The following is a 25,601-nucleotide window of genomic DNA, read 5'->3' on the forward strand; positions in this document are numbered from 1 at the left end:
ACATGACCGACCTCAAGACTTCTCTCGGCGAAGCGGTCGGAGCCGCCTTCGCCGCCGAAGGCGTGGACAAGGCCCTGGCCCGCGTCACCGCCTCCGACCGTCCCGATCTGGCCGACTTCCAGTCGAACGGCGCCCTGGCCGCCGCAAAGGCGCTGAAAGCCAACCCGCGCGAACTGGCCGCCAAGGTGGCCGAGCGTCTGGCCGCCGATCCGCGCCTGTCCTCGGTCGAGGTCGCCGGTCCCGGCTTCATCAACATGAAGCTGTCGAACGCGGCCCTGGCCCGGCGCGCGGCCGAGGTCGCGGCGGATGAAGACCTGGCCGGCGCCTCGCGCGTCGAGCCGCGCAAGGTGGTGATCGACTACGGCGGCCCGAACGTGGCCAAGCCCATGCACGTCGGCCACCTGCGCAGCGCCATCATCGGCGAGAGCCTGAAGCGGCTGTTCCGCCTGCGCGGCGACGAGGTGACCGGCGACGCCCACTTCGGCGACTGGGGCTTCCAGATGGGCCTGCTGATCACCGCCTGCGGCGACGAAGGTCTGGCCGACGCCTTCATGGCCGAGGGCGACGGTCCCTTCCCGGCCGAGACGCCGGTGACGCTGGCCGACCTCGACCGCCTCTATCCGCTGGCGGCGGGCAAGGCCAAGGAAGATCCCGCCTTCCGCGACCGCGCCCGCAAGGCGACCGCCGAACTGCAGGGCGGCCGCCCCGGCTATCGCGCCCTGTGGTCGCACTTCGTCGCCGTCAGCCGCGAGGCGCTGAAGCGCGAATATGACGACCTGTCGGTCGACTTCGACCTGTGGAACGGCGAGAGCGACGCCGATCCCCTGATGGACGAGATGATCGCCGACCTGAAGGCCAAGGGCCTGCTGGTCGAGGACGACGGCGCCCAGGTGGTCCACGTCGCCCGCGACGGCGAGACGCGCAAGAAGAAGTTGGCCGACGGCTCGGTAATCGAGGCGCCGTCGCCCCCGCCCCTGCTGGTCATCAGCTCGGAAGGCTCGGCCATGTACGGCACGACCGACCTGGCCACCATTCTGGACCGCCACAAGTCCATTGATCCCGACCTGATCCTCTACGTCGTCGACGAACGTCAGGCCGAGCATTTCGAACAGGTCTTCCGCGCCGCCTATCTGGCCGGATACGCCCCCGAGAAGTCGCTGGAGCACCTCGGCTTCGGCACCATGAACGGCGCGGACGGCAAGCCGTTCAAGACCCGCGCCGGCGGCGTGCTGAAGCTGCGCGACCTGATCGACATGGCGACCGACAAGGCGCGCGAGCGTCTGCACGAGGCCAAGCTGGGCGACGACCTGCCCGCCGAGGAGTTCGAGGACATCGCCCACAAGGTGGCGGTCGCCGCGCTGAAGTTCTCGGACCTGTCGAACAACCGCACGACCTCTTACGTCTTCGACCTCGACCGCTTCATGAGTTTCGAGGGCAAGACCGGCCCCTATCTGCTGTATCAGGCCGTGCGGGTGAAATCCCTGCTGCGCAAGGCGGCGGAACAGGGCGTGCCCCTGGCCCCCATCGTCATCGAGGAAGCCGCCGAGCGCGACCTGGCCCTGACGCTGGACGCCTTCGACGCGGCCACGGCCGACGCCTATGACAAGCGTTCGCCCAACCTGATCGCCGAGCACGCCTATCGGCTGGCGCAGAGCTTCTCGGAATTCTACGCCGCCTGCCCGATCTTGGTCGCGCCGGACGCCGCGACCAAGGGCTCGCGTCTGGCCCTGGCCGCCGCGACCCTGCACCAGCTGGAGACGGCGCTGCGCCTGCTGGGCATCGAGACGCCCGAGCGGATGTAATGTGATAAGGGGGAGGCGACCGCCAAGGAGCCTCCCCCATGTCCCTCGACGCCTTCATCGCGCGCCTGCCCAAGGCCGAACTGCACCTGCACATCGAGGGCTCGCTCGAGCCCGAACTGATGTTCGAACTGGCGCAGCGCAACGGCGTCGCCATCCCCTATGACAGCGTCGAGGCCGTGCGCGCGGCCTATGACTTCTCGAACCTGCAGGACTTCCTCGACATCTATTACGCGGGCGCGGCCGTGCTGCTGACGCGTCAGGACTTCGAGGACCTGGCCTTCGCCTATTTCCAGCGCGCCGCCGCCGACAACGTCCGCCACGCCGAGATCTTCTTCGACCCCCAGACCCACACCGACCGGGGCGTGCCCTTCGCCGTCGTGGTCGAGGGCCTGATCGCGGGCATGGACCGGGCGAAGAATGAGCTGGGCGTCACCAGCGGCCTGATCCTCAGCTTCCTGCGCCACCTCAGCGAGGACGAAGCCTTCGCCACGCTGGAGGCCGCCGAGCCCTATCTTCATCACTTCATCGGCGTCGGACTGGATTCGTCCGAGGTCGGTCACCCGCCGTCGAAATTCCAGCGCGTCTTCGCCGCCGCGCGCGACCTGGGCCTGAAGCTGTGCGCCCACGCCGGCGAGGAAGGTCCGCCCGAATACGTGCGCGAGGCCCTGGACCTGCTGCACATCGACCGCATGGACCACGGCAACCGCTCGATGGAGGACGAGGCCCTGATCGCCCGTCTGGCCGCCGAGCAGATGACGCTGACCGTCTGCCCCCTGTCGAACCTGAAGCTGCGCGTGGTCAGGGATCTGAAGGACCACTCGGTCCCCGAGATGCTGCGTCGGGGTCTGCACGTCACCCTGAACTCGGACGATCCGTCCTATTTCGGCGGCTATGTGAACGCGAACTATATCGAACTGGCCAAGGCGGTCGGCCTCACACGCGAACAGGTCGTGCAACTGGCGAAGAACAGCTTTGAGGGCAGTTTCCTCAGCGACGCCGACAAGGCCGCACGGATCGCCGAGGTCGAGGCCTACGCGGCGGCGAACTGAGCTGGCTCCACTCTACCGCTCATCCCGGCGGACGCCGGGATCCAGTGAGAGCAACGCGCTCCACGGCACAGGATGCCCGTCGGCATCGGCGATGCCTGTCACCAAAGAACTGGATCCCGGAGTCCGCCGGGATGAGCGGAATGGGAAGCGGGGCGGCTAGAAAAGACGATCGGCCTCGATCTCCGCCACGCCCAGCGTCGCAAACCCGGCCTTGGCCGCCGCCGCCGTGTCCGGGGCGATGGCGCGACAGGCGTCTTCGATGACCACGGCCTCAAAGCCCTCGCGCACCGCGTCCTCGGCGGTGAAGCGCACGCAGTAGTCATAGGCCAGGCCGCACAGGAAGACGCGCTTCACCCCCAGATCGCGCAGCAGGCCCGCCAGACCCGTCGCCGTCCTGTGGTCGTTCTCATAGAAGCCGGAATAGGAATCGACCGCCGGGTTGTAGCCCTTGCGGACCATGGCCAGCGCCTTGGTCACGGCAGGCGCCGCGTCGGGGTGGAAATCCGCCCCCGGCGTGCCCTGCACGCAGTGATCCGGCCACAGCATCTGAGGCCCGTAGGCGACCTCAATCTGCGTGAAGGGCGCCGCGCCCGCGTGGTTGGAGGCGAAGCTGATCTGGTCCGGCGTGTGCCAGTCCTGGGTGGCGATGACGGCGGCGAACCGCTCGGCCAGCCGATTGATCAGGGGCATGATCGCCGCCCCGCCCTGAACCGCCAGGGCGCCGCCCTCGCAGAAATCGTTCTGGGCGTCGATGACAAGGAGCGCATCTGTGGCGGCGATCTGCATGGCGTCAGGCCGCCGCGATCTGGTCGACTTCGTTGGCCGAGCCGAGCACGACCGGCACCCGCTGGTGCAGCTCGGTCGGGGTCACGTCCATGATGGCCTGTTTGCCGTCGGTGGTGGACTTGCCGCCCGCCTGTTCGACCAGGAAGGACATGGGGTTGCCCTCATACATCAGGCGCAGCTTGCCCGGCTTGTTCGGCTCGCGCTTGTCCCACGGATAGAGGAAGACGCCGCCGCGCATCAGGATGCGGTGCACGTCGGCCACCATGGCGGCGACCCAGCGCATGTTGAAGTTCTTGCCGCGCGGCCCCTCGGCGCCCTTCAGGCAGCCGTCGACATAGCGCTGGACGCTCTCGGCCCAGTGGCGCTGGTTCGACATGTTGATGGCGAATTCCTTCGTATCGGCCGGAATGCGCACGTCCTCATGCGTCATCAGCCAGCGGCCGTCCGGCGCCAGGGTGAAGCCCGCCACGCCCTTGCCCGTCGTCAGCACCAGCATGGCCTGACCGGCGTAGACGGCGTAGAGCGCCGCGACCTGATGGCGGCCCGATTGCAGGAAGTCGGCCTCGCTCGGCTGGGCCGACGGCGCCTTCAGCACCGAGACGATGGTGCCGACCGGGGCATTGATGTCGATGTTGGACGAGCCGTCCAGCGGATCGAACAGCACCAGATATTCGCCCGCCGCGTTCGCCGAGGGCTGCATCGTGTCCTTTTCCTCGGACGCCACCCCCGCCACGGCCGGGCAGGCCAACAGGGCGTCAGTCAGGATGTCGTCGGCGATGACGTCGAGCTTCTTCTGCTCTTCGTCCTGCACATTGACGGCGCCCGACGCGCCCAGGGCGCCGACCAGGGCGCCGCCCGCCACCACCTGGCGGATCTCGACACAGGCGGCGGCCGCCGTCGTCAGCGTCTCGACCAGACCCTGCGGCAGGTCGAGGGAGGCGAGGTGGGCGGCGAGATCGGTGCGGGCGGTCATGACGTCCTTCAAATCCTGTGGGCGAAGCGCGGTTCCGCCCCTCATGGCCCTTAGGATCGACGGCGGCAAGTCCGGCGCCGCTTGACTCTGCGCCGGAGTCGGGGCCTTAGGTCGAACGCTCTCGCGGGAGAGATCGGGTCCGTTCGCGGCGCCCGGAGCCGAAGGCGCAACCGCCCCGGAAACGCTCAGGCAAAAGGACCGCGAAAGCGCACGGACGCTGGAAAGTCGCCGAAGGACGGAGGGTCCCGACGCGCGCCGACGGAGCAAGGCCGAACCTTTTCGGGAACGGTCGGAATCTCTCAGGCTTCAGGACAGCGGGGGCGCAACGACGGCGAAGCTATCGCCGCAACCTGCGACCCGGAGGCGACGCCATGAGCGATCAGGCCCTTAAGACTACCCCCCTCAACGCCGCGCATCGCGCGCTTGGCGCCCGCATGGTCGGCTTCGGCGGCTATGACATGCCGGTCCAGTATGAAGGCGTGCTGGCCGAGCACCGCTGGACCCGCGAGCACGCCGGCCTGTTCGATGTCTCCCACATGGGCCAGGCGCGCATCACCGGCGCCGACGCCATCGCGCAGTTCGAGCGCTTCGTCCCCGGCGACTATGCGATCGTGAAGCCCGGCAAGCAGAAATACACCCTGCTGCTGAACGAACAGGGCGGCGTCATGGACGATCTGATGGCGGGCAAGCCGTTCGAGGACGGCCTCTACATCGTCGTCAACGCGGGCAATAAGGACGCCGACTTCGCCTTCCTGAACGCCCATCTGTCGGGCGACGCCAAGCTGGAGGTGCTGGACCGCGCCCTGCTGGCCATTCAGGGGCCTGAAGCGGCCGCCGTCATGGCCGCCCATTCGGCGGAACTGGCCGACATGGGCTTCATGGACTGCCGCGCCATCCGCCTGTTCGACGAGGACTGCATCGTCTCGCGCTCGGGCTACACCGGTGAGGACGGCTATGAGATTTCAGTTCCGGCCGCCGCCGCAGAGCGCGTGTGGGGCCTGCTGCTGTCGGACGCGCGGGTGAAGCCGGTCGGCCTGGGCGCGCGCGACTCCTTGCGTCTGGAAGCCGGTCTGCCGCTGCACGGCCACGATGTCGACGCAACGATCACCCCGGTCGAGGCGGGGCTGACCTTCGCCCTGTCCAAGTCGCGCAAGGAACGCGCCGACTTCGCCGGCGCCGAGACCATTCTGAAACAACTGGCCGACGGCCCGGCCCGCGTCCGCGTCGGCCTGCACGTCAAGGAAGGCGCTCCCGCCCGCGAAGGCGCCGAGATCGCCGACATGGACGGCGCCGTGATCGGCAAGGTCACCTCGGGCGGCCCCTCGCCGACGCTGGGACACAACATCGCCATGGGCTATGTGCCGCCGGCCTTCGCCGAGTTGGGCGCGGAACTGAAGGTTCTGGTGCGCGGCCGCCCCGCCGCCGCCGAAGTCGTCGCCACGCCTTTCGTGGCGACCCGCTACTACCGCAAGCCGAAATAAGACCGTCACCCTCGGGCTCGCCCCGAGGGCCGGGCGGTCCGCCGCTCGACGCTGGAAGTTCTAGACCAACCGCCCGCTCCAGGGCTCGATCCTCGGGTCAAACCCGAGGATGACGACAAAAGGGAAGACCAAGATGAAGTTCACCAAGGATCACGAGTGGGTTCGCCTCGACGGCGACGTCGCCACGGTCGGCATCTCCAAGCACGCCGCTGACGCCCTGGGCGACGTGGTGTTCGTCGAGACGCCGGAAGCCGGCAAGACCGTCTCGGTCGGCGACAGCTTCGCCGTCGTGGAATCGGTCAAGGCCGCCTCGGACGTCTACGCCCCCATCGCGGGCGAAGTGATCGAGGGCAACGCCGCCCTGGCCGACGCCCCGGAAACCGTCAACGCCGATCCCGAAGGCGAAGGCTGGTTCGCCAAGATCAAGGTGTCCGACGCCTCGGTGCTGGACGGCCTGATGGACCGCGCCGCCTACGACGAATATCTGACCACCCTGTAAGGTCTCCCTCTCCGCTCATCCCCGCGGAAGCGGGGACCCAGTTCCTTGGGGTCAAGCAGCGGTGTTTGAAGCTTAAACCTGGGTCCCCGCTTCCGCGGGGATGAGCGGAATATAGAATGCGCTACCTCCCCCTGACGCCCGACGACCGTGAGGCCATGCTGGCCGCCATCGGCGCCAAATCCATCGACGACCTGTTCATCGACGTGCCGCAGGCCGCGCGCCGCGACGGCTTCGTCGACCTGCCCCGCGTGGCGGGCGAGCTGGAGGTCGAACGCGCCCTCTCGACCATGGCGAGCAAGAACGCCACGGCCGGAACCGTGCCCTTCTTCTGCGGCGCCGGGGCCTACAAGCACCACGTCCCGGCCACGGTCGATCACGTAATCCAGCGGTCGGAGTTCCTGACCAGCTACACCCCCTATCAGCCGGAAATCGCGCAAGGGACCCTGCAATATCTCTACGAGTTCCAGACCCAGGTCGCCAACCTGACCGGCATGGAAGTCGCCAACGCCTCGCTCTACGATGGGTCGACGGCGATGGCCGAGGGCGTGCTGATGGCCACCCGCGTGACCCGCCGCAACAAGGCCGTCATCTCGGGCGGGGTCCACCCGCACTACGTCAAGGCGACCGAGACCGTGGTCCACGCCGTCGGCGTCGAGACTGAAGCCCTGACCGCCGCCGTCGACGCCGAAGACGCCGTCATCGCCGCCATCGGCAAGGACACGGCCTGCGTCGTCGTCCAGACCCCGAACGTCTTCGGCACGGCCACCGACGTGACGAAGATCGCCGAGGCCGCCCACGCTGCGGGCGCCCTGCTGATCGTGGTGACGACCGAGGCCGTGTCGATGGGCCTGCTGAAGTCGCCCGGCGAGATGGGCGCCGACATCGTCGCGGCCGAGGGTCAGTCGATCGGCAACGCCCTGAACTTCGGCGGCCCCTACATCGGCCTGTTCGCCACCCGCGAGAAGCTGCTGCGCCAGACGCCCGGCCGCTACTGCGGCGAGACGGTGGACGCCGAGGGCAGGCGCGGCTTCGTCCTGACCCTGTCGACGCGCGAGCAGCACATCCGCCGCGACAAGGCGACGTCGAACATCTGCACCAACTCGGGCCTGTGCTGCCTGGCCTTCACCATCCACATGAGCCTGCTGGGCGAGACGGGCCTGCGCCAGCTGGCCCTGCTGAACCACGAGAAGGCGCTCGCCACGCGCGACGCCCTGGCCGCCATTCCGGGCGTCGAGATCCTGACCCCGCGCTTCTTCAACGAGTTCGCGGTCAAGCTGCCGAAGAACGCCGCTGAGGTGGTGCAGACGATGGCGGACAACGGCGTCCTGTGCGGCGTGCCCTACAGCCGTCTGGCGCCCGATGCGGGCCTCGACGACGTCCTGCTGGTCGCCGCCACCGAGACGACGCTGGACGCCGACATCAAGATCCTGGCGGGTGCGCTCGCCAAGGTTCTGGCCGCCTAAGGGGAGATTGGAACCATGAGCACGATGAACACTGTCGGCCGCCCGACCGCCCCGAACGCCGCCTCGGACGCTTCCTACAAGCCCGCCACCCTGACCGGCGGGCGCGGCCTGCTGCAGGACGAGCCGCTGATCTTCGAAGGCGAAGGCTGGGGCAAGACCGGGGTCGATCTGCCGCAAGCCAAGACCGACGGCTCGGACCTGGGCGACCTGGTCCGCAAGGATCCGATCGGCCTGCCCGGCCTGTCGGAGCCCGAGGCCATGCGCCACTACGTGCGCCTGAGCCAGAAGAACCACGCCATCGACCTGGCCATCTATCCGCTGGGTTCGTGCACGATGAAGCACAACCCGCGCCTGAACGAAAAGATGGCGCGCCTGCCGGGCTTCTCGGACATTCACCCGCTGCAGCCGCAGTCGACGGTGCAGGGCGCGCTGGAGCTGATGGACCAGCTAGCCCACTGGCTGACGACGCTGACGGGGATGCCTGCGGTGGCCCTATCGCCCAAGGCCGGCGCCCACGGCGAACTGTGCGGCCTGATGGCCATCCGCGCCGCCCACCAGGCCAAGGGCGAGCATGAGCAGCGCCGCAAGGTGCTGGTCCCGACCTCGGCCCACGGCACCAACCCGGCCACGGCCGCTTTCGTCGGCTATTCGGTGGTCGAAGTGGCCCAGACCGACGACGGCCGCGTCGACGTGGCCGATCTGGCGTCGAAGCTGGGTCCGGACGTGGCGGCCATCATGGTGACGAACCCGAACACCTGTGGCCTGTTCGAGCGCGACATCCTGGAGATCAGCCGCCTGACCCACGAGGCGGGCGCCTACTTCTACTGCGACGGCGCCAACTTCAACGCCATCGTCGGCCGGGTGCGCCCCGGCGACCTGGGCGTCGACGCCATGCACATCAACCTGCACAAGACCTTCTCGACGCCGCACGGCGGCGGCGGTCCGGGCGCGGGTCCGGTCGTGCTGTCGGAGGCCCTGGCCCCCTTCGCCCCCGCTCCTTGGGTCGTGAACACGGGCGACGGCTACAAGCTGGTCGAGCGTGAGGAAGACGAGGCCGAACAGGCCTTCGGACGCCTGTGCGCCTTCCAGGGGCAGATGGGCATGTATGTGCGCGCCCTCAGCTACATGATGTCCCACGGCTCGGACGGTCTGCGTCAGGTGGCCGAGGACGCCGTGCTGAACGCCAACTACATCAAGGTCCGCCTCGAAGACCTGATGAGCCCGGCCTTCCCCGACGGCCCCTGCATGCACGAGGCCCTGTTCGACGACGAATGGCTGAAGGGCACGGACATCACCACGCTCGACTTCGCCAAGGCGATGATCGACGAGGGCTTCCACCCCATGACCATGTATTTCCCTCTGGTCGTCCACGGAGCCATGCTGATCGAGCCGACCGAGACGGAGTCCAAGGCCGAACTGGATCGCTTCATCGAGGCCATGCGCCTGCTGGCGGGCGCCGCCAAGGCCGGCGACGTCGAACGCTTCAAGGGCGCGCCCTTCCATGCGCCCCTGCGGCGTCTGGACGAGACCCGCGCCGCGCGTTCGCCGCGTCTGCGCTGGGCCGCGCCGGAAGGCTCCAACCGCGCCGGCTGATCGGGCCTGCAAGCCTGAGTTCAGGGAACGCCGTGTCTTTCGGGACACGGCGTTCTGCATTTCTGGACCGACTTACGAAAGCGTCATGGCGACGCCGCCTTTCGGCCTTGTCTCGTGCGTTTACTGATTGTCGGCCCTCCCTGGCCGAATCCTTGTTCGAGACGCCGCCCCGTGACCCTGGTCCTGCCATCGCTGCGCCCGCCTCCGCCGCCCCGTCCGGGGCTGGCGCGGCGTCTGCGTCGCCTGGCCCTGATGGCCGTGGGCTTCGTGGTCATCCTGCTGGGCGTGCTGATTGCGCCCCTGCCCGGCCCCGGCGGCGTGCCGGTCATCGCCCTGGGTCTCGTCATCGTCCTGCGCAACTCCTGGTGGGCCAAGCGTCAGTTCATCCGCGCCCAGCGCGCCCGACCCAAATGGGTCTATCCCTTCCGCCGCCTGATGCGGAAGAAGCCCGAGATCGCTCCCGTCTTCTGGCAGCAGACCCTGCGCGCCGAGAAGATGGTGCTGCGCCGTCGTCGTCGCCCCCTGGCCCGCTTCCGCCGCCGCCTGCGTCGGGCCTGGCGCGCCTTTCGACAATAAGGCCAAGCCAAGGCAAACACGGCAATGTGAACGACGTTCACGCCGTTTCCGCCCGGAACGGCGTATGCTCCCCCTTGCGTAGTCTCGAAGTTGAAAGCGTTGGGAGGCGCTGTTCACATGATGTCACGCGTAAAAAAGGAATCATCGCCGGCTTCGTCGCTACCGTCGTGGTTTCCGTGCTTGAGCTCGTCAATCTGTTCCTCAATCACCTGTTCGATCCCTTTCCGGGGGTCGTGGCCCAGATGTTCGGCATGCCGGGCAACATGGCCGCCGGTTGGGCCATTCACCTAGTGATGGGCACCGTCGTGCTGGGGTCGTTGTTCGGCATAGCCTATCCGCGGCTGCCGACCGCCACGCCGATCACCAAGGGCATCGTCTTCGCCGTCGGCGCCTGGGTGGCGATGATGCTGTTCATCACCATGGTCGGCGACTACCGGACCTTCACCGGCTCTTCCGGCTTCGGCACCTTCGGGTGGATGCTGGCGCTGCACATGGTCTTCGGCGCCGTCCTGGGCAATGTCTACGCCCGGCTGGTCGAGCGCGAGAAGCGCGGCGCGGCCCCGATCGGAGCCGCCCCGGCCCACTAGCCCCGACGCACTAGACGTCTCGATCCCGACAACCGGATCCGGACAAGCAAAAGGCCCCGCCGTCGCCGGCGGGGCCTGATGCTTTTCGGGGCCGACTCGACGCCAGAGGCGATCAGTTCAGCTTGCCGCCGATCTGGCCGATGGCCTGGTCGATCAGCGGGTCGGTCTTGGCGCCGGCGATGCGCGTCGCCAGAATCTGTTGCGCGGCCTTGGCGGCCAGGTCGGCGGCTGCAGCCTTGACCTCTTGGGCGGCCTCAGCCTCGGCCTGGGCGATGCGGCGCTCGGCCAGGGCCTGGCGGCGAGCGGTCGATTCCTCGATCCGCGCCTTGGCGTCGGCTTCCAGGCGCTTGGCGTCGGCCTGGGCGGTGGCCAGCAGGTCCGCGGCCTGGGCCTCGGCCTCGGCCTTCTCCTGACGGATCTGGGCCAGCATGGCTTCGGCTTCGGCGCGCAGACGGGCGGCCTCGTCCAGATCGCCCTGAATCTTGGCCGCCTTGGCGTCCAGGCTGGTCGCGACCAGCTTGGGCACCCCGGCCATCACCACGATGGCGATGAAGACCAGCAGGCCGACGGCGACCCACAGCTCGGGATTGGCGATGTCGTAGAAATGACTGGTCAGGAAGGCGGGCATCAGACGGCTCCCTTGATCGCGGCGGCCAGTTCGGCGTCGGTGGCCTTGGAGCCGGTCAGACGGTCCAGCATGGCGCCGGCGGCGTCGGCCGCAATGGTCGCGACATTGGTCATGGCGGCGTCGCGCGTCTTGGCGATGGCGCTCTCGGCATCAGCGATGCGGGCGTTCACCACGGCTTCGTCCGCAGCCAGACGGGCGTTGAATTCTTCGGTGACGCGCTGCTTGGCGGCAGCAGCGGTGGCGCGGGCGTCGGCGCGGGCCTTTTCGACCTCGGCGCGGGCGGCCTCGGCCTGTTCGGCGGCTTCGGCCTGAACCGAGCGGGCGGCGGCGATGGCGCTGTCGATGGTCTGGGCGCGCTCGTCCATCACCTTGCGCAGGCGCGGCGTGAACACCTTGGCCACCAGCACATAGAGGATGACGAACAGGATCAGCAGATAGCCGATCTGGCCGGCCCAATGCTGGAATTCGAACTGGGGCAGTCCGCCCGAGGCATGTTCGGCCGCCGCCTGCGTCTCCGCATGAAGGTCGCCGTGCGCCGGGATCTGAACGTCGTGTGTGGGGGTGATGGCCATGAACCGTCTATCGCTAAGTCAGGACAACGGCGCGCAGGACTGGCCCGCGCGCCGTCTATTCTGAAAGATCGTGGGCTGGGATCAGCCGAAGATCATCAGGACGCCCAGCACGAAGGCCAGGATGCCCAGGGCTTCGGCCAGAGCCGCGCCGACGAACAGGTTGCCGACTTGCGAGGCAGCCGCCGCCGGGTTGCGCAGGGCGCCCGCCAGGAAGTTGCCGAAGATGTTGCCGACGGCCAGGGCCGAGCCGATCATGCCGAGGGTGGCCAGACCAGCGCCGATGTACTTGGCGGCTTCAGCGTCCATGATGATATTCCTAGTTCTTTGGAGCGTTGGAGGGTGGGGTTAGTGCTGAACCAGAGCCTTAATGGCCCTCGCCCAGGTTGACCACATCGTTGAGGTAGATGCAGGTCAGAACGGTGAAAACGAAGGCCTGAAGGAAGGCCACGAGGAACTCAAGCGCCGTCATGGCCACCACCATCCCCAGCGACAGGGCCGCGACGGGGATGAAGGCGTAGGCCAGGCCGCCGGTGACGATGGCCACCGCGCCCAGTTGAACGACGAACTGGGCGAAGATCTTCAGCGCCACGTGACCGCCCAGCATGTTGCCGAACAGACGAAGGGCCAGGGTGGCCGGACGCAGCAGGAAGGAGACGAACTCAATGGCGCCGACGATCGGCCGCAACAGCAGCGGCGCACCCGTCGGCCAGAACAGCTTGAGGAAGCCGACGCCGTTCTTGACGATGCCGACCGTGATGACCACCAGGATGGTCAACAGGCCCAGGGTCGCGGTCACGGCCAACTGAGAGGTGGCGGTGAACGTCAGGAACATGCCCAGCAGGTTCATCGTCAGCACCAGCAGGAACATGGTGAAGGCGAAGGGGAAATACTTCCGGCCTTCATGACCGATGATGGAGTTGGCCAGGTTGTCGACCATGCCGAACAGGCTCTCGCCCGCGGCCTGCATCCGGCCCGGCACCACCTTGGCGCCCGAGGTCGCCAGGGTCAGGAAGCCGACGACGCCCACGAAGGCGATGGTCATGGCCACGTGCGAATTGGTGATGGCGATCACCTGCTCGCCCAGGACGGGAACATTGACCGTGCCGAACTCGACGAGCGGCTTGACCTCAAATTGTTCAATCGGACCGGCCATTAAGCCTATCGTTCCCTGTTTTCTTCGTCAGCCTCGACGATGGGTTCGCCCTGTTGGGGCACGCCCGCCGCCTTGGCCTGCGCCATCAGCCGATTGGCTGTGCGGCGCGCCATATAAACCGATAAGGCGAAGCCCAGAAGGACCCCGCCCACAACGCCTATCGGCGTCGTCCCGAACAGCCGGTCGACGCCAAAACCAAGTGCGAGACCGATCAACACCCCGCCGAGCAGTTCGGCGATGATACGATAGGCCTGGCCGACGACCTTCTGCGCAGCGACCTCGACGGACTTGTCCGCCTGAACCTTCGCCTCCAGTGCGGATGCGCTTTCGTGGAGGCGTTTGATCGCCTCTTCGCGCGATTCCTTCGTCGGGGACATGGGCCTGTTCGCTCAGCGCCCGGCGCAGGGCCGGAACGGGTCTGAATTTCGGCGCGGAACCTATAGGCGAGACGGTCTCAGGTCAAGGCGGCGCGCCTTGGACTTAAGTCCATGACTTTTCGGCGCTTCTTGGGGGCGCGACGTTCCGTCCCGGTCACGGTTGCGACTCTTCGTCCTCGCTGACGAAATCCTGGGCGAACTCGGGCGCGGCGTCGTCCAGCCCCGTGAGCAGGTCCTCGCCCTCCTCGTCACCCACGCGCAATGGGTCCGGCACCTCGAAACCGACCGGCATGGACAGGTCCAGAAGGCCCGCCGCCTTCATCTCCTGCACGCCCGGCAGGTCATAGAGACCGGCCAGGCTGAAATGCTCCAGGAAACGGTCGGTCGTGGCGTAGGTCACCGGCCGTCCCGGCGTGCGGCGCCGCCCGCGCAACCGCACGAAATCCATCTCCAGCAGCAGGTCCAGCGTGCCCTTGGACAGGGAGACCCCGCGCACGCTCTCGATCTCGGCGCGGGTGCAGGGCTGGTGGTAGGCGATGATGGCCAGTGTCTCGAGCGCGGCCTTCGACAGGCGGCGCGGCTCCTCGCGCTCCTCGGTCATCAGGAAGCCGAGGTCGGGCGCGGTGCGGAAGCGCCAGCGCTCGGCCACGCAGTCCAGCTCGACACCGCGTCCCTGATAGCGCGCCTGAAGCGCGGTCAGCGCCCCGCCGACGTCGGCGCCCTCGGGCAGGCGGCGCGCGATCTCGGCCAGCGACAGCGGCGCGGCGGCGGCGAACAGCAGGGCCTCGACACGGCGTTCGATCTCGAGGTGGTCCGGGGTGAAGTCGAGGGTCACGGCGTCAGCTCCAACGGCTGGCCCAGCCCTCTGCGTTTCAGCCACACCGCGTCGAATGGCCGCTCCTGGCGGATGTCCATGCCGCCCTCCTTCACCAGCTCCAGGCTGGCCGACAGGGTGGAGGCGGTATAGCTGGCCTGGCTGGGGCCTTCCTGCCCCTCCGGCTTCTGCGGCGCGACGCGCTCCAGCGGCGTCCATTCGGCCAGGCGCGGCATGATCTCGCGCAGCCAGTCGCGCGCGGCCTCCAACTGGAAGGCCTCGACCCGCTGGCCGGGGGCGTATTTGCGGCGCTCCTCGCGGCGGCGCTGGGCGACATAGGCGCTCATCAGCTCATAGAGGCTGGCGTCCACCCGGTCCGACGGGATGATGACCGTCGCCTGCGGGTCGCCGCGCGTGAAGACGTCGCGTTTCAGCTGCGGACGGCGAGTGATGGCCTCCACCGCCGTGCGCATGGCCTCCAGCTTCTGCAGGCGGAAGGCCAGGGCGGCGGCGATCTCTTCGGCGGGCGGCTCCTCCGGCTTGTCCTTCTCGTTGCGCGGGATCAGCAGGCGCGACTTCAGATAGGCCAGCCACGACGCCATCACGAGGTAGTCGGCCGCCAGGGCGAAATTCCGCCGCCGCGCCTCATGCACGAAGGCCAGATACTGTTCGGCCAGACGGGTGATGGACAGCTTCAACAGGTCCACCTTCTGCGTACGCGCCAGGGCCAGAAGGACGTGCAGAGGGCCTTCATAGCCCTCCAGATCGACGACGAAAGCCTCCTGCGCCTCGACCTGTTCGACGGCGGTGAAGTCGAGATTCGGCTGGAAGGCCTCGCTCATGCGCCCTCCCCGTCGGTCACCCTTGCGCCTCGCCGACGTCCGGCCCCTTGGCGGCGTCGAAGCGGCCGGTCAGCGCCGCCTCCAGCCGGGCGCGGGCCTCGGCGACGTCCAGCGGCTCGGGCGTGCGGACGATGCGGTTCAGCGCGGCCTCGGCGCGGCGCTTGGCCTCGCCCTTCAGCTTCTTCGTCGCCTTGGCGACCTCCGCCATCTGCTTCAGGTCGCCGTTGCAGTGAAGCACCACGTCGCAGCCCGCCTTCAGCGACTGCTCGGCCCGCTCGGTCAGCGTGCCCGACAAGGCCTGCATCGACAGGTCGTCGGACAGGATCAGGCCGGAGAAGCCCAGCCGCTCGCGCATCAGGCGGATCGCCTTCTTCGACGTCGTGGCCGGGCGCTTGGCGTCGACGGCGGTGAAGACGACGTGGGCCGTCATCGCCATCGGCATATCCGACAAGGCCTTGAACGGCGCGAAGTCCCAAGCGTCCAGTTCCTCGATCGCCGTCTCGACCACCGGCAGGTCGTGGTGGCTGTCCGAGAAGGCGCGGCCGTGGCCGGGAATGTGCTTGATGATCGGCAGGACGCCGCCCGCCAGAAGGCCCTCGGCGGCCGCCCGGCCCAGTTGGGTCACGGTGGCGGGATCCTGCGCATAGGCGCGGTCGCCGATGATGTCGTGGGCGCCCGGCACCGGCACGTCCAGCACCGGGACGCAGTCGACCGTGATGCCCAGTTCGCGCAGGTCATGGGCGATCAGCCGCGCGCCCAGACGCACCAGTTCGCGCGCCGCCGCCGGGTCCTTGGTCGCCTTCAGATAGGCGGCGCCCGGCGGATATTTCGGCCAATGCGGCGGGCCGAGGCGCTGGACCCGACCGCCCTCCTGATCGATCAGGACCGGAGCATCGTCCCGACCCACGCTGTCGCGCAGTTCGGACACCAGCGCCTTCACCTGCTCGGGGCTGTCCACGTTGCGGCGGAACAGGATGAAGCTCCACGGTTTGGCCTCGGCGTAGAAGGCGCGCTCCTCCGCCGTCAGCCGGTGGCCGGAACAGCCGTAGATGGCGGCGGAGGTCATGCTTGCGCGATCCTTAGCGGACGATGCAGTCGCGGCCCGCGGCCTTCAGCGCATTGCAGAAGGCGACGGCGCGCTCACGGCTCATGCCGGTGAAGGTGGTGCGGTAGACGGTCGAACCCGAGGCCGTCGTCACCTCCTGCACGCGCTTCTCGGCGCCCGAGGCGTACTGGCCGAAGCGGGCGGCGACGGCGGCGTATTCACGGTCGGCGATGGCGGTCGAGGAGAAGGCGCCGATCTGCACGCCCGACGACCCGCCCGTCGCGGCCGGGGCCGGAGCGGGCGCAGGGGTCGGAGCCTTCGTCGCCGGAGCCGGCGCTGCGGGCGCAGGCGCGGCCGGAGCCTTGGTCGCCGGCGCGGGCGCGGCGGGCGGCAGGGTCGAGGATTCGACCGGCGCGGCCGGGGTCGTCGGCGCGGGGCGCGGCAGCACCTCCTCCGGGCCGGGGGTGAAGGTCGGCGCGGCGTCGGTCGGCGCGGCGCCGTCGCGATAGACGCGGATGTCGGCTTCCGGGTCGACCGGCTGGGCGTCCAGCGGGGCCTCGACCTTCATGCTCTCGACCGGCGTGCCGACGGCGGGCGGCGCATCCGTCGAGGAGCGCACGCCCGAGCGATAGAAGACCACCACGGCCACGATCAGCAGCAGCAGGACGACCGCACTGATGATCAGGGTGATCGGCGGCGACTTGGCGGCCGGGGCTCGGCGCGGGTCGTAGCCGCCGCGCGTGAAGGGCAGGTCGTCGTCGGTCGGCGGCGTATAGGCGCCCCGGTCGCGGCCGGCGTTGGGGTGGCCTCGGTGATCATCGTCGTAGGACATGGGTCGCGCCTTGGTGGTCTCTATGGCCCGCGCGCGAATCGGCGCGCGGGGATGTTCAGTCTAACCCGCCCCCGGCGGGTTTCGAATCACAGATCGAGGGCGAGGTCGAGGCTGAACAGCTTGCGATGCACCTCGATAGCGTAACGATCTGTCATGCCGGCGATGTAGTCGCACACCGCCCGCGCCCGCGCGTCCCGGTCGTCGGTCAGCGCCGTGACCTGCCATTCCGGGGGCATGACCTCCGGCTCGGCCATGAACAGCTGGAACAGCTGGGCCAGAACCCGGCGGGCCTGACTGCGGGTGCGGTTGACGCGGTAATGGCGATACATCCGCTCGAACAGGAAGCGGCGCAACACCGCCAGTTCCGCCATCATGCCGCTTGAGAACTGCACCAGGGTCTCGGGCGCCTTGCGGACGTCCTCGACCGTCTCGATGCGGTGCTTGGCCAGGCGGGCCTCCGTCTCGGTCAGGACGTCGTCGACCATGACGCCGATCATGCGGCGCACGGCCTCCAGCCGCAGCATCCGTTCGTCGACATCGGGCCAGTCGGCGCGCGCGCTGGCGATACAGCGCCCGATCAGCGGCACGTCGGCCAGATCGGACAGGCTGAACAGCCCCGCCTGCACCCCGTCGTCCACGTCGTGGTTGTTATAGGCGATGTCGTCGGCGATGGCCGCGCACTGGGCCTCCAGCGAGGCGAAGGTGCTCAGGCGCAGGTCCCAGTCGGCCGCCCCGCCCGGCGCATAGGCGGCGACCGCCTTCCACGCCGGGTCCGACAGCTGGTGCGCCACCGGGCCGTTGTGCTTGACCACGCCCTCGACCGTCTCCCAGCTCAGGTTCAGGCCGGGGAAGCCGGGATAGCGGGTCTCCAGCTCGGTGACGACGCGGAAACTCTGGACGTTGTGGTCGAAGCCGCCGAAGGCCTTCATCTGTTCGTGCAGCTCGTCCTCGCCCGCGTGGCTGAACGGCGGGTGGCCCAGATCGTGGGCCAGGGCGACCGTCTCGGCCAGGTCGTCGTCCAGCCGCAGGGCGTGGGCCAGGGAGCGGGCGATCTGCGCCACCTCCAGACTGTGCGTCAGCCGGGTGCGGTAGTGGTCGCCCTCATGCGCCACGAAGACCTGGGTCTTCTCCTTCAGGCGGCGGAAGGCGGTGGCGTGGATGATGCGATCGCGGTCGCGGGCGAAGGCGGTGCGGGTGCGGCTGGCGGGCTCGAAAACGCGGCGGCCGCGGCTGGCGGCGGGGTTTTCGGCGTAGGGGGCGCGGGTCTGGCTCAAGACGGCGGGACTTCGTGATGGCGACAGGCCTTTGCGAACGCCTGTCGGACCCTCATATAGAGGGCCGTGAGCACCGTCCAATCCACAGAATCAGCCCGCGACCTGTCGCTGTCGGTCGCAACCCGATCGCCCGAGGGGATCACCCTGGCCGAAAGCGGCGCGCGCCGTCTGGCCCGGCTGTCCGAGGCGGAAGGCAAACCCGTCCTGCTGCGCGTCGCCGTCGACGGCGGCGGCTGCTCGGGCTTCCAGTACCGCTTCGAGCTGGTGGACGGCCCCGAGGCCGACGACTTGGTGGTGCGCCGCGACGGCCAGGCCGTGGTCATCGACGCGGTCTCCGTCCCCTTCCTCAAGGATTCCGAGATCGCCTTCGTCGACGAACTGGCCGGCGCCCAGTTCGTGATCCGCAATCCCAACGCCGCCTCCAGCTGCGGCTGCGGCGTCAGCTTCTCGATCTGACGCGCTGACCTGACGGGTTGGGCCTAGTGGGCTGACGGCCGCGTCTCGTCGGACGCCGCCTTGCGTCGGCTGCGGCGCGGCGGCTGGGCGAAGGCCTCGACCATCGCCGCGTTGAAGGCGGGCAGGTCATCGGGACAGCGGCTGGTGATCAGGCCGTCGTCGACCACCACCTCCTTGTCCACCACCTCGGCGCCGGCGTTGCGCAGATCGGTGCGAATGGACTTGTAGGCCGTCAGGGTCCGCCCCTCGGCGACGCCCGCCTCGATCAGAATCCAGGGCGCGTGACAGATGGCGGCCACCGGTTTTCCCGCGTCGAAGAAGGCGCGGACGAACTTCAGCGCCGCCTCCTCCGTGCGCAACCGATCCGGGTTGGCCACCCCGCCCGGCAGGACCAGACCGTCATAGAGGGAGGCGTCCGTCGTCTTCAGCGTCCGGTCGACCGCGATCATCTCGTCGGGCGTCAGGTGGTCGAAGCCCTGGATCCAGCCCGGTTCGAGCGAGATCACCTCGACCGTCGCGCCTTCCGCGCGCAGCGCCTTGACCGGCTCCTGAAGCTCGATCTGCTCGACGCCGTCGGCGGCCAGGACGGCGATGGTCTTTCCAGCCAGGGTCTTGTCGGCGTTGTCGGGCATGACGTGCTCCTTGAGGATGAGGGGAATGGCGAGGGGCGTCCGCCCTTAACCGCTCGTCCGACCAGAGGTTGCGGCCCCGCTTGGCGCGGCGGGGCGCAGCGCCCATCTTCATCCCATGCGCCGGCTGCCGCTCGTTCTGTCATTGATCATCGCCCAGTGGGGCGCGGCCGGTCTGGCCCAGGCGCAGACCTGGCCGGGCTGGCCCGGTCCGCCGCCGCCCGGCTACGACCCTCATGCGGCGGCCGCCGAACAGCATCGGCAAGCGATCGAGCAGTTGCGGCTGCAGGCCGACCAGCGCCAGGCCGACGCCGCGCGGCAGCGGCTTCAGACGGACCGCGCCCTGCGCCAGCTTGAAGCCGCGCGGAGTCCGGCTCCCACGACGCCCCCCGCGACGGCCTATACGCCGCGTCCTGCGCCCCTGCCCCCGCCGGCGTCCCTTTCGCCGCCCGTCGATCAGGGCGCGGCGGGCGTGCCCGAGATCGACGCCTGGCTGAACCGACAACCGCACTGATCCCCAAGGATCAAGAGCGTTACATTTGCATCTCTTCACCTCGCCCTGCGTTTCAGCCTAGCTTGAGACGGACGGCACAGCGGAGAGCGACAGATGCGTTGGCAGGGCGGACGACGCGGCGGCGGGGTCGAGGATCGGCGCGGCATGGGCGGAGGCGCGGTCGCGGGCGGCGGCATCGGCGTCCTGGTGCTGGCGGCCATCGGCTATTTCGTCTTCGGCATAGACCCCAACACCACCCAGCAGCTGGCCAGCCAGTTCGGCGGCGCCGGCCAGGCGGAACAGCAGGGCCAGATGGGCTCGCCCGAGGATCAGGCCGGCCAGTTCGTCGAGGTCGTCGGCTCCAACATCAACGACGTCTGGCGCACGAAGCTGAAAGGCTACACCGCGCCGACCACGGTCCTGTACGAACAGGGCACCCAGACCGGCTGCGGCTACGGCCAGGCCGCCATGGGCCCCTTCTACTGCCCGGCGGATCAGAAGGTCTATCTGGACCTCAGCTTCTGGCGCGAGATGGAGAGCAAGCTGGGCGCGTCCGGCGCCGACTTCGCCAAGGCCTATGTCATCGCCCATGAATTCGGCCACCACGTCCAGACCCTGACGGGAGCCAGCCAGCAGGTGCAACAGGCCCAGCGGTCGGCGCGCAGCCAGGCGGAGGGCAACCGCTATTCCGTCGCCCTGGAGCTTCAGGCCGACTGCTACGCCGGCGTCTGGGCCCGCAACGCCGCCGCCGTCTCGAATGGAGAGGTGGCGCTGGAGCCAGGCGATCTGGAGGAGGGCATGAAGACCGCCCAGGCCATCGGCGACGATGCGCTGCAACGCCGCGGCGGCGGGCGCGTCTCGCCCGAAAGCTTCACCCACGGCTCCTCGGCCCAGCGGGTCGAATGGCTGCAGCGCGGCTATCAGACCGGCGATCCGGCCGCCTGCGACACCTTCTCCCAGCTCTAGGCCCGGCCCTAGACCTGGGAAGTCAGGCGGCCTTGGCGCGTCTGAGAGGCGAGGGTCGCCCGTAGGCGAACCAGCGCAGCGCCCATTCCAGCGGCCCCATGTTGAAGGCTCGCAGCCAGAGCGCGCTGAAGATCATCTGGACCACCCAGATCGCCGCCGCCACGCCCCACAGGCCCCACCAGTCCAGCCTGCCCCACAGGCCCAGACCATAGAACAGCAGGCCCGCGATCGCCGACTGGCCCAGATAGTTGGTCAGGGCCATCCGGCCCAGGCTCCGCAAGGCCCGCCCCACGAAGCCGAGCATGTTCATCTTCCAAAGCGACAGCAGCAGGCCGACATGGCCCAGCGTCATGGCGCAACGCCCCAGTTCATAGCTGGTCTGCGCCGCCCAGGATTCGGACGAGAACTGGCTGTTCCACAGCATGACGGCCTGTCCCCCGTTGACCGCCAGCCCGAGGGCGTAACCGCCGCCCGCCAGGGCCAGGTAGAAGCCCAGCGACCGCGCCCCGCCCAGAACGCCCAGCTTGAACAACGCCATGCCCAGCAGCATGAAGGCGACCGATTCAATGACCAGGGTGATGGTGTAGCTGGAGGCGGCGTAGTCCAGCCAGGTCCGCACGCTCCATTTCAGCAGGCCCAGGGCGCTCCCCGTGCGTACGGCGGTTTCCTCGACGGCGGTCTCCGGCGACAGGCTCTGCGCCTCCTGAGCGCGGACGTAGGCTTTCAAGGCTTCGGCGTCGGCGGGCGAAAGGGCCGCGCCCGTCTCCGCCTGGCTGGCCAGATCCGCCCCTTGCCGCGCCTCCATCGCCTGATAGGCCCCGACCACCGTCGACTCGGCCGTCAGCAGCAGAAGCAGGGCCGCCGACAGGGCGATCAACGTGCGCGGCCGCGCGGTGCGGAACACGAACAGCAGGAATCCCGACAGGCCGTAGACATAGAGGATGTCCCCCGGAAACAGCAGGATGGTGGCGTTGAACACGCCCAGAGCCAGAAGCGCCATGCAGCGTCGGAAATAGACGTCCGCCGCCTGGATCGTGCCGCGTCCGTCTTCTCCGCGCAGGGTGATCAGCAGCATCCCCGCGCCGAACAGCAGGGTGAACAAGCCCCGCATCGATCCCTGCACGAACAGGTGCTGGATGATCCACGCCGACCAGTCGGGGTTGGCCAGGGTCGGCGGCAGATCCGGATGATACTGGCCCCAGAAGCCGCCCATCATCATGATGTTGACCAGCAGGATGCCGCACAGGGCGAACCCGCGCAGGAGATCCAGACTCTCCAGCCTCTGGCTAGGCGACACCGATGTCATGGACGGCAAGGCGGTCATGTCGGCCGCTTATCCCCCTTCAAGCCGCGAACGAAACGGATTCTCCCACCGGGGAGAGGACAAAACTAAACAATGGTCACATCCATCAACGGCGCGAGGTGAAGCTGTCCGTCGCTGAGATCCAGAAAAACGTCCCGGCCCGCGAAAGCCGCCATGCCCAACAGGGCGTCCGGATAGTTGGGCAAGGCCTGATCGGCGTAGACGGCGGTCGTCACATCGCGCCACGTCTCGCCCCCCAGGGCCACGGTCCGGGCCTGGATCATCCGCGCCCTGGCCACCCCGCCCAGGACGATGCTCGACCCGGCCCGCTCGGGCCGACCGTCCAGCAGGCCCGCCGATTGCGCGACGCCTTCGCTCAGGGCCAGCAGGGCGGACGATCCAGTGTCCACCACCGCCTTGACCGGCGCGCCCTCGACCACGGCCTGCGCGACCAGGGCGGTGCCCGAACGCCGCACCGGCAGGGGGCGATAGGCGGACGACGGCGCCCTTTGGGCCGCATCAACCAGCCTTAGGCGCCGCTGGCGCAGGTCCATCTCCAGCGCCGCCTCCATCAGCAGGTCCTGCCCCAGGATCAAGGGCGCTCCCAGCCCCTCCTCCTCCGACAGGGGCCCCAGATCCAGAATCCCGGCGCGCAGGCGACCCACGCGCGCCGCCCCTACGGCCAGATCCAGGGTGACGCCCCGCCCCATCTGGGCGCGCCCGTCCACGCCATAGGCGATCAGGGGCATGTCGAAGAGGTTGTCCAACCCCAGTTCCGCCACCAGTCGGCGGTCGATCACCGAATACTGGGCCCCGCTGTCGACCAGGGCGGTCAGATCTCGCCCCGCCAGGCGCACGCGCACCGTCGGCAACAGGGTCCGGGGAACGACGAAGCCCAGCCAGCCGCTGGTCCCATCGGCGCCGAAGGTCACCCTGGGTCGCCGCCACAGCACATGATCCTTCAGCCACAGCCCGCCGCCGACGGCGGCGGCGGCGGCCCCGGCGCGAATGAGAAGGGAACGGCGGTTCATCCGTCTGACATGAACCGGGCCGCCGCGCGACGCCAGTCCCTTTTCCCGCCCCGCGCGGTCAAGGCGTGCGCCCGCCGCCCGCTGAGCCAGGTTGTTGCGTCATCTCGCGAAAATTCCTTTCGCATGCGCAAAATAATCATGACGAAGCGCCGGATCGCAGCTAGAAACGACCCCGATATGACGACCTCCCCTGATCGCTACATCTCGACGCGCGGCGACGCCGCCCCGACCCGCTTCAGCGACGCCCTGCTGCGCGGCATCGCGCCGGACGGCGGCCTCTACATGCCGCAGGCCTGGCCCGCCCTGCCCGCCGACGCCACGCGTCCCGGCCGCAGCTACGCCGAGATCGCCAAGACGGCGATGGCGCCCTTCATCGGCGACGCCCTGCCTGCGGGCGCGCTGGACCGCGCCCTGGACCGCCTGACCAAGGGCTTCGACCATCCGCTGGTGACGCCGCTGGTCGAGCTGGAGCCCGGCCTGTTCGTGCTGGAGCTGTTCCACGGCCCGACGGCGGCGTTCAAGGACCTGGCCATGCAGTTGGTGGCCGCCCTGTCGGACGAGGCCCTGGCCGCGACGGGCGAGACCCTGACCCTGCTGACCGCCACCAGCGGCGACACCGGCGCCGCCGCCGTACGCGCCTTTGCAGGCGCCGAGCGCATCAAACTGGTCGTCCTGCACCCGCTGGACCGCGTCTCGCCGGTGCAGCGCAAGCAGATGACGACGGTCGAGGCCGACAACGTCCTGAACCTGGCCGTGCGCGGCGATTTCGACGACTGCCAGCGTCTGGTGAAGGGCCTGCTGGCCGAGGAACGCTTACGCGAACAAGGCCGCCTGTCCTCGGTCAACTCGATCAACTGGGGCCGTCTAGCGGGCCAGATTCCCTATTACGTCTCGGCCACGGCCCAACTGGGCCAGGCGGCGACCTTCGTGGTGCCGACCGGCAATTTCGGCGACGCCTTCGCCGGGATCGCCGCCAAGAAGATGGGCCTGCCCGCCGCCGGCTTCGTCGCCGCCGTCAATCAGAACGACGCCCTGGCCCGCGCCATCAACGACGGCGTTTACGCCCGTCGCCCGGCAGTCGAGAGCGGCAGCGTGTCGATGGACGTGCAGGCGCCGTCGAACTTCGAACGTCTGGTCTATGAAGCCTCCGGCCGCGACGCCGAGACGACCCGCGCCGTATTCGAAACCTTCGCGCGCGAGGGGTCCGTCACCCTGCCCGCCGACCTGCTGGCCGCCCTGCGCGCCGAGGTCTCGGCCGTCTCAGTCGACGAGGCCACGACCAGAGCCGAGATCGCCCACGCCCACACCGCCTGGGGTCGCGTCGTCTGCCCGCACACGGCGGTCGCCCTGGCCGCCGCGCGCCGCCTGGACCGCAACGGCGCGCCCATCGTCGCCCTGTCCACGGCCCACCCGTCCAAGTTCGGCGCCTTCGTCTCGGACGTCATCGGCGTCGAGCCGGAACCGGCCCCCGTCATCCGCGCCCTGGGCGACCGTCCCGAGCGGCTGACGGTGATCGAGAACACGCCCGAAGCGGCCCTGGCGGCGGTGAAGGGGTTCGCCGGGTAGGGCCCCATCCCCGGAGGAGCCTGAACCGTCCTGGTTCGTTGTCATCGGTGAAGGAGACGCCGATGCCTCGCAACACACGTCCCGTCGCTGTCCTCTATCGCATGGTCATGCCCGATCATGTCTGCCCCTGGGGCCTGAGAGCGCGACACCTGCTGAAATCCAAAGGTTATCAGGTCGATGACCGTTGGCTGGAGACCCGCGAAGCGACCGACGCCTTCAAGGCCGAGCATGGGGTGAAAACCACGCCGCAGACCTTCATCGACGGGCGCCGCATCGGCGGATTCGACGACCTGCGTCGCTTTTTCGGGCTTCGGGTGCGCGACCCCGAGGCGACCAGCTATACGCCCGTTCTGGTCGTCTTCGCGGTCACGGCTCTGACGGCGCTGGCCGCCAGCCATGCCGCCTATGGCGCGCCGCTGACCGGCCGGACGATTGAGTGGTTCATCTCATTCAGCATGTGCGTCCTGGGCATGTTGAAGCTGCAGAACCTGGACGGGTTCGCCACCATGTTCCTGAACTACGACCTTCTGGCGCGGCGCTGGGTTCCCTACGGCTGGGTCTACCCCTTCGCGGAGACGGGCGCGGGGGTGCTGATGACCGCCCACGCCCTCACCTGGCTATCCGCGCCCGTAGCCCTCTTCATCGGCGGCATCGGCGCCGCCTCGGTGTTCAAGGCCGTCTATATCGACAGGCGCGAGTTGAAGTGCGCCTGCGTCGGCGGGGACAGCAAGGTTCCGCTCGGCTTCCTGTCGCTGACCGAGAACCTGATGATGATCGCCATGGCCGTATGGATGCTGGCGCGTATGTGAGA

General features: G+C 68.7%; 28 protein-coding genes and 1 riboswitch. Of the genes, 13 read left to right on the forward strand and 15 right to left on the reverse strand.

Annotated elements, in window-relative coordinates:
- Nucleotides 1-2 precede the first annotated feature (2 nt).
- Both argS and AC52GN_RS12440 read left to right on the forward strand, forming a co-directional pair.
- Nucleotides 3-1,802 (forward strand): arginine--tRNA ligase, encoded by a 1,800-nt coding sequence (gene argS, locus AC52GN_RS12435; protein WP_496527287.1) that lies wholly within the window; start codon nt 3-5, stop codon nt 1,800-1,802.
- Nucleotides 1,803-1,840: 38 nt separating this feature from the next.
- Complete coding sequence (locus AC52GN_RS12440; RefSeq protein WP_496527288.1) at nt 1,841-2,851, forward strand: adenosine deaminase; 1,011 nt, start codon at nt 1,841-1,843, stop codon at nt 2,849-2,851.
- Between the two features lie 156 nt (nt 2,852-3,007).
- On the opposite strand, the gene pncA is transcribed toward AC52GN_RS12440, so the two are convergent.
- Nucleotides 3,008-3,637: a bifunctional nicotinamidase/pyrazinamidase gene (pncA, locus tag AC52GN_RS12445; RefSeq protein WP_496527289.1), complete on the reverse strand. Its 630-nt coding sequence runs from the start codon at nt 3,635-3,637 to the stop codon at nt 3,008-3,010.
- Nucleotides 3,638-3,641: 4 nt separating this feature from the next.
- Nucleotides 3,642-4,610 carry a class 1 fructose-bisphosphatase gene (locus tag AC52GN_RS12450; RefSeq protein WP_496527290.1) on the reverse strand — a complete coding sequence of 323 codons (969 nt, stop codon included), beginning with the start codon at nt 4,608-4,610 and terminating at the stop codon, nt 3,642-3,644.
- A 114-nt stretch (nt 4,611-4,724) separates the two neighbouring features.
- A riboswitch (glycine riboswitch) is annotated at nt 4,725-4,821 on the forward strand.
- Nucleotides 4,822-4,981: 160 nt separating this feature from the next.
- Between AC52GN_RS12450 and gcvT the strand changes: the two genes are divergently transcribed.
- The 6 genes from gcvT to AC52GN_RS12480 all read left to right on the forward strand — a co-directional run bounded on the left by gcvT (nt 4,982) and on the right by AC52GN_RS12480 (nt 10,809).
- Complete coding sequence (gcvT, locus tag AC52GN_RS12455) at nt 4,982-6,091, forward strand: glycine cleavage system aminomethyltransferase GcvT (RefSeq protein ID WP_496527291.1); 1,110 nt, start codon at nt 4,982-4,984, stop codon at nt 6,089-6,091.
- A 133-nt stretch (nt 6,092-6,224) separates the two neighbouring features.
- Nucleotides 6,225-6,590, forward strand: a complete 366-nt coding sequence (gene gcvH, locus AC52GN_RS12460; protein ID WP_496527292.1) for a glycine cleavage system protein GcvH — start codon at nt 6,225-6,227, stop codon at nt 6,588-6,590.
- Between the two features lie 116 nt (nt 6,591-6,706).
- On the forward strand, nt 6,707-8,053 hold the full coding sequence (gcvPA, locus tag AC52GN_RS12465) for an aminomethyl-transferring glycine dehydrogenase subunit GcvPA (RefSeq protein ID WP_496527293.1): 1,347 nt from the start codon (nt 6,707-6,709) through the stop codon (nt 8,051-8,053).
- A gap of 15 nt (nt 8,054-8,068) precedes the next feature.
- A complete protein-coding gene (gcvPB, locus tag AC52GN_RS12470; RefSeq protein ID WP_496527294.1) occupies nt 8,069-9,646 on the forward strand; it encodes an aminomethyl-transferring glycine dehydrogenase subunit GcvPB in 1,578 nt (525 codons plus the stop codon).
- 171 nt (nt 9,647-9,817) lie between these two features.
- Entirely contained in the window at nt 9,818-10,222 is a 405-nt protein-coding gene (locus AC52GN_RS12475; RefSeq protein ID WP_312219998.1) for a PGPGW domain-containing protein, read from the forward strand.
- Nucleotides 10,223-10,398: 176 nt separating this feature from the next.
- Nucleotides 10,399-10,809, forward strand: coding sequence for a DUF6789 family protein (locus AC52GN_RS12480; protein ID WP_496527295.1), 411 nt, complete (start codon nt 10,399-10,401; stop codon nt 10,807-10,809).
- Between the two features lie 112 nt (nt 10,810-10,921).
- On the opposite strand, the gene AC52GN_RS12485 is transcribed toward AC52GN_RS12480, so the two are convergent.
- The 10 genes from AC52GN_RS12485 to AC52GN_RS12530 all read right to left on the reverse strand — a co-directional run bounded on the left by AC52GN_RS12485 (nt 10,922) and on the right by AC52GN_RS12530 (nt 18,346).
- Nucleotides 10,922-11,437, reverse strand: a complete 516-nt coding sequence (locus AC52GN_RS12485; protein WP_496527296.1) for a F0F1 ATP synthase subunit B — start codon at nt 11,435-11,437, stop codon at nt 10,922-10,924.
- Nucleotides 11,437-12,009: a F0F1 ATP synthase subunit B family protein gene (locus AC52GN_RS12490; protein ID WP_291777570.1), complete on the reverse strand. Its 573-nt coding sequence runs from the start codon at nt 12,007-12,009 to the stop codon at nt 11,437-11,439. Before AC52GN_RS12490 ends, AC52GN_RS12485 begins: the two co-directional genes overlap by 1 nt.
- 81 nt (nt 12,010-12,090) lie before the next feature.
- A complete protein-coding gene (locus AC52GN_RS12495; RefSeq protein WP_003168985.1) occupies nt 12,091-12,315 on the reverse strand; it encodes a F0F1 ATP synthase subunit C in 225 nt (74 codons plus the stop codon).
- Nucleotides 12,316-12,373: 58 nt separating this feature from the next.
- Entirely contained in the window at nt 12,374-13,162 is a 789-nt protein-coding gene (locus tag AC52GN_RS12500) for a F0F1 ATP synthase subunit A (RefSeq protein WP_291777561.1), read from the reverse strand.
- A gap of 5 nt (nt 13,163-13,167) precedes the next feature.
- The gene (locus AC52GN_RS12505) at nt 13,168-13,539 is read right to left on the reverse strand and encodes an AtpZ/AtpI family protein (RefSeq protein WP_291777558.1); all 372 of its coding nucleotides are present in this window, start codon (nt 13,537-13,539) and stop codon (nt 13,168-13,170) included.
- Nucleotides 13,540-13,693: 154 nt separating this feature from the next.
- Nucleotides 13,694-14,374 carry an SMC-Scp complex subunit ScpB gene (gene scpB / locus AC52GN_RS12510; RefSeq protein ID WP_496527297.1) on the reverse strand — a complete coding sequence of 227 codons (681 nt, stop codon included), beginning with the start codon at nt 14,372-14,374 and terminating at the stop codon, nt 13,694-13,696.
- Nucleotides 14,371-15,195 (reverse strand): segregation and condensation protein A, encoded by an 825-nt coding sequence (locus tag AC52GN_RS12515; RefSeq protein ID WP_278448315.1) that lies wholly within the window; start codon nt 15,193-15,195, stop codon nt 14,371-14,373. Before AC52GN_RS12515 ends, scpB begins: the two co-directional genes overlap by 4 nt.
- A 16-nt stretch (nt 15,196-15,211) precedes the next feature.
- A complete protein-coding gene (gene nagZ, locus AC52GN_RS12520) occupies nt 15,212-16,261 on the reverse strand; it encodes a beta-N-acetylhexosaminidase (RefSeq protein WP_496527298.1) in 1,050 nt (349 codons plus the stop codon).
- A 13-nt stretch (nt 16,262-16,274) separates the two neighbouring features.
- Nucleotides 16,275-17,072 carry an SPOR domain-containing protein gene (locus AC52GN_RS12525; protein ID WP_496527299.1) on the reverse strand — a complete coding sequence of 266 codons (798 nt, stop codon included), beginning with the start codon at nt 17,070-17,072 and terminating at the stop codon, nt 16,275-16,277.
- 86 nt (nt 17,073-17,158) lie between these two features.
- Nucleotides 17,159-18,346: a deoxyguanosinetriphosphate triphosphohydrolase gene (locus AC52GN_RS12530; protein WP_496527300.1), complete on the reverse strand. Its 1,188-nt coding sequence runs from the start codon at nt 18,344-18,346 to the stop codon at nt 17,159-17,161.
- A 108-nt stretch (nt 18,347-18,454) separates the two neighbouring features.
- On the opposite strand from AC52GN_RS12530, the gene AC52GN_RS12535 reads away from it, so the two are divergent.
- Nucleotides 18,455-18,802, forward strand: a complete 348-nt coding sequence (locus AC52GN_RS12535; protein ID WP_312220022.1) for a HesB/IscA family protein — start codon at nt 18,455-18,457, stop codon at nt 18,800-18,802.
- A 23-nt stretch (nt 18,803-18,825) separates the two neighbouring features.
- Here the strand turns inward: AC52GN_RS12535 and AC52GN_RS12540 are convergent, their stop codons facing one another.
- Nucleotides 18,826-19,434 (reverse strand): type 1 glutamine amidotransferase domain-containing protein, encoded by a 609-nt coding sequence (locus AC52GN_RS12540; protein WP_496527301.1) that lies wholly within the window; start codon nt 19,432-19,434, stop codon nt 18,826-18,828.
- Between the two features lie 115 nt (nt 19,435-19,549).
- Between AC52GN_RS12540 and AC52GN_RS12545 the strand changes: the two genes are divergently transcribed.
- The gene (locus AC52GN_RS12545) at nt 19,550-19,945 is read left to right on the forward strand and encodes a hypothetical protein (RefSeq protein WP_496527302.1); all 396 of its coding nucleotides are present in this window, start codon (nt 19,550-19,552) and stop codon (nt 19,943-19,945) included.
- Nucleotides 19,946-20,038: 93 nt separating this feature from the next.
- Complete coding sequence (ypfJ, locus tag AC52GN_RS12550; RefSeq protein WP_343830710.1) at nt 20,039-20,890, forward strand: KPN_02809 family neutral zinc metallopeptidase; 852 nt, start codon at nt 20,039-20,041, stop codon at nt 20,888-20,890.
- A 22-nt stretch (nt 20,891-20,912) separates the two neighbouring features.
- On the opposite strand, the gene AC52GN_RS12555 is transcribed toward ypfJ, so the two are convergent.
- A complete protein-coding gene (locus AC52GN_RS12555) occupies nt 20,913-22,214 on the reverse strand; it encodes a DUF418 domain-containing protein (RefSeq protein WP_346520142.1) in 1,302 nt (433 codons plus the stop codon).
- A gap of 65 nt (nt 22,215-22,279) precedes the next feature.
- A complete protein-coding gene (locus AC52GN_RS12560) occupies nt 22,280-23,224 on the reverse strand; it encodes an aspartyl protease family protein (RefSeq protein ID WP_496527303.1) in 945 nt (314 codons plus the stop codon).
- Between the two features lie 177 nt (nt 23,225-23,401).
- Here AC52GN_RS12560 and thrC point away from each other — a divergent pair, with 177 nt between their 5' ends.
- Nucleotides 23,402-24,790, forward strand: a complete 1,389-nt coding sequence (gene thrC, locus AC52GN_RS12565) for a threonine synthase (RefSeq protein WP_496527304.1) — start codon at nt 23,402-23,404, stop codon at nt 24,788-24,790.
- Between the two features lie 62 nt (nt 24,791-24,852).
- A complete protein-coding gene (locus AC52GN_RS12570; protein ID WP_291777523.1) occupies nt 24,853-25,599 on the forward strand; it encodes a glutaredoxin family protein in 747 nt (248 codons plus the stop codon).
- Nucleotides 25,600-25,601 lie beyond the last annotated feature (2 nt).

Source organism: Brevundimonas sp. SS2672, assembly GCF_059579685.1.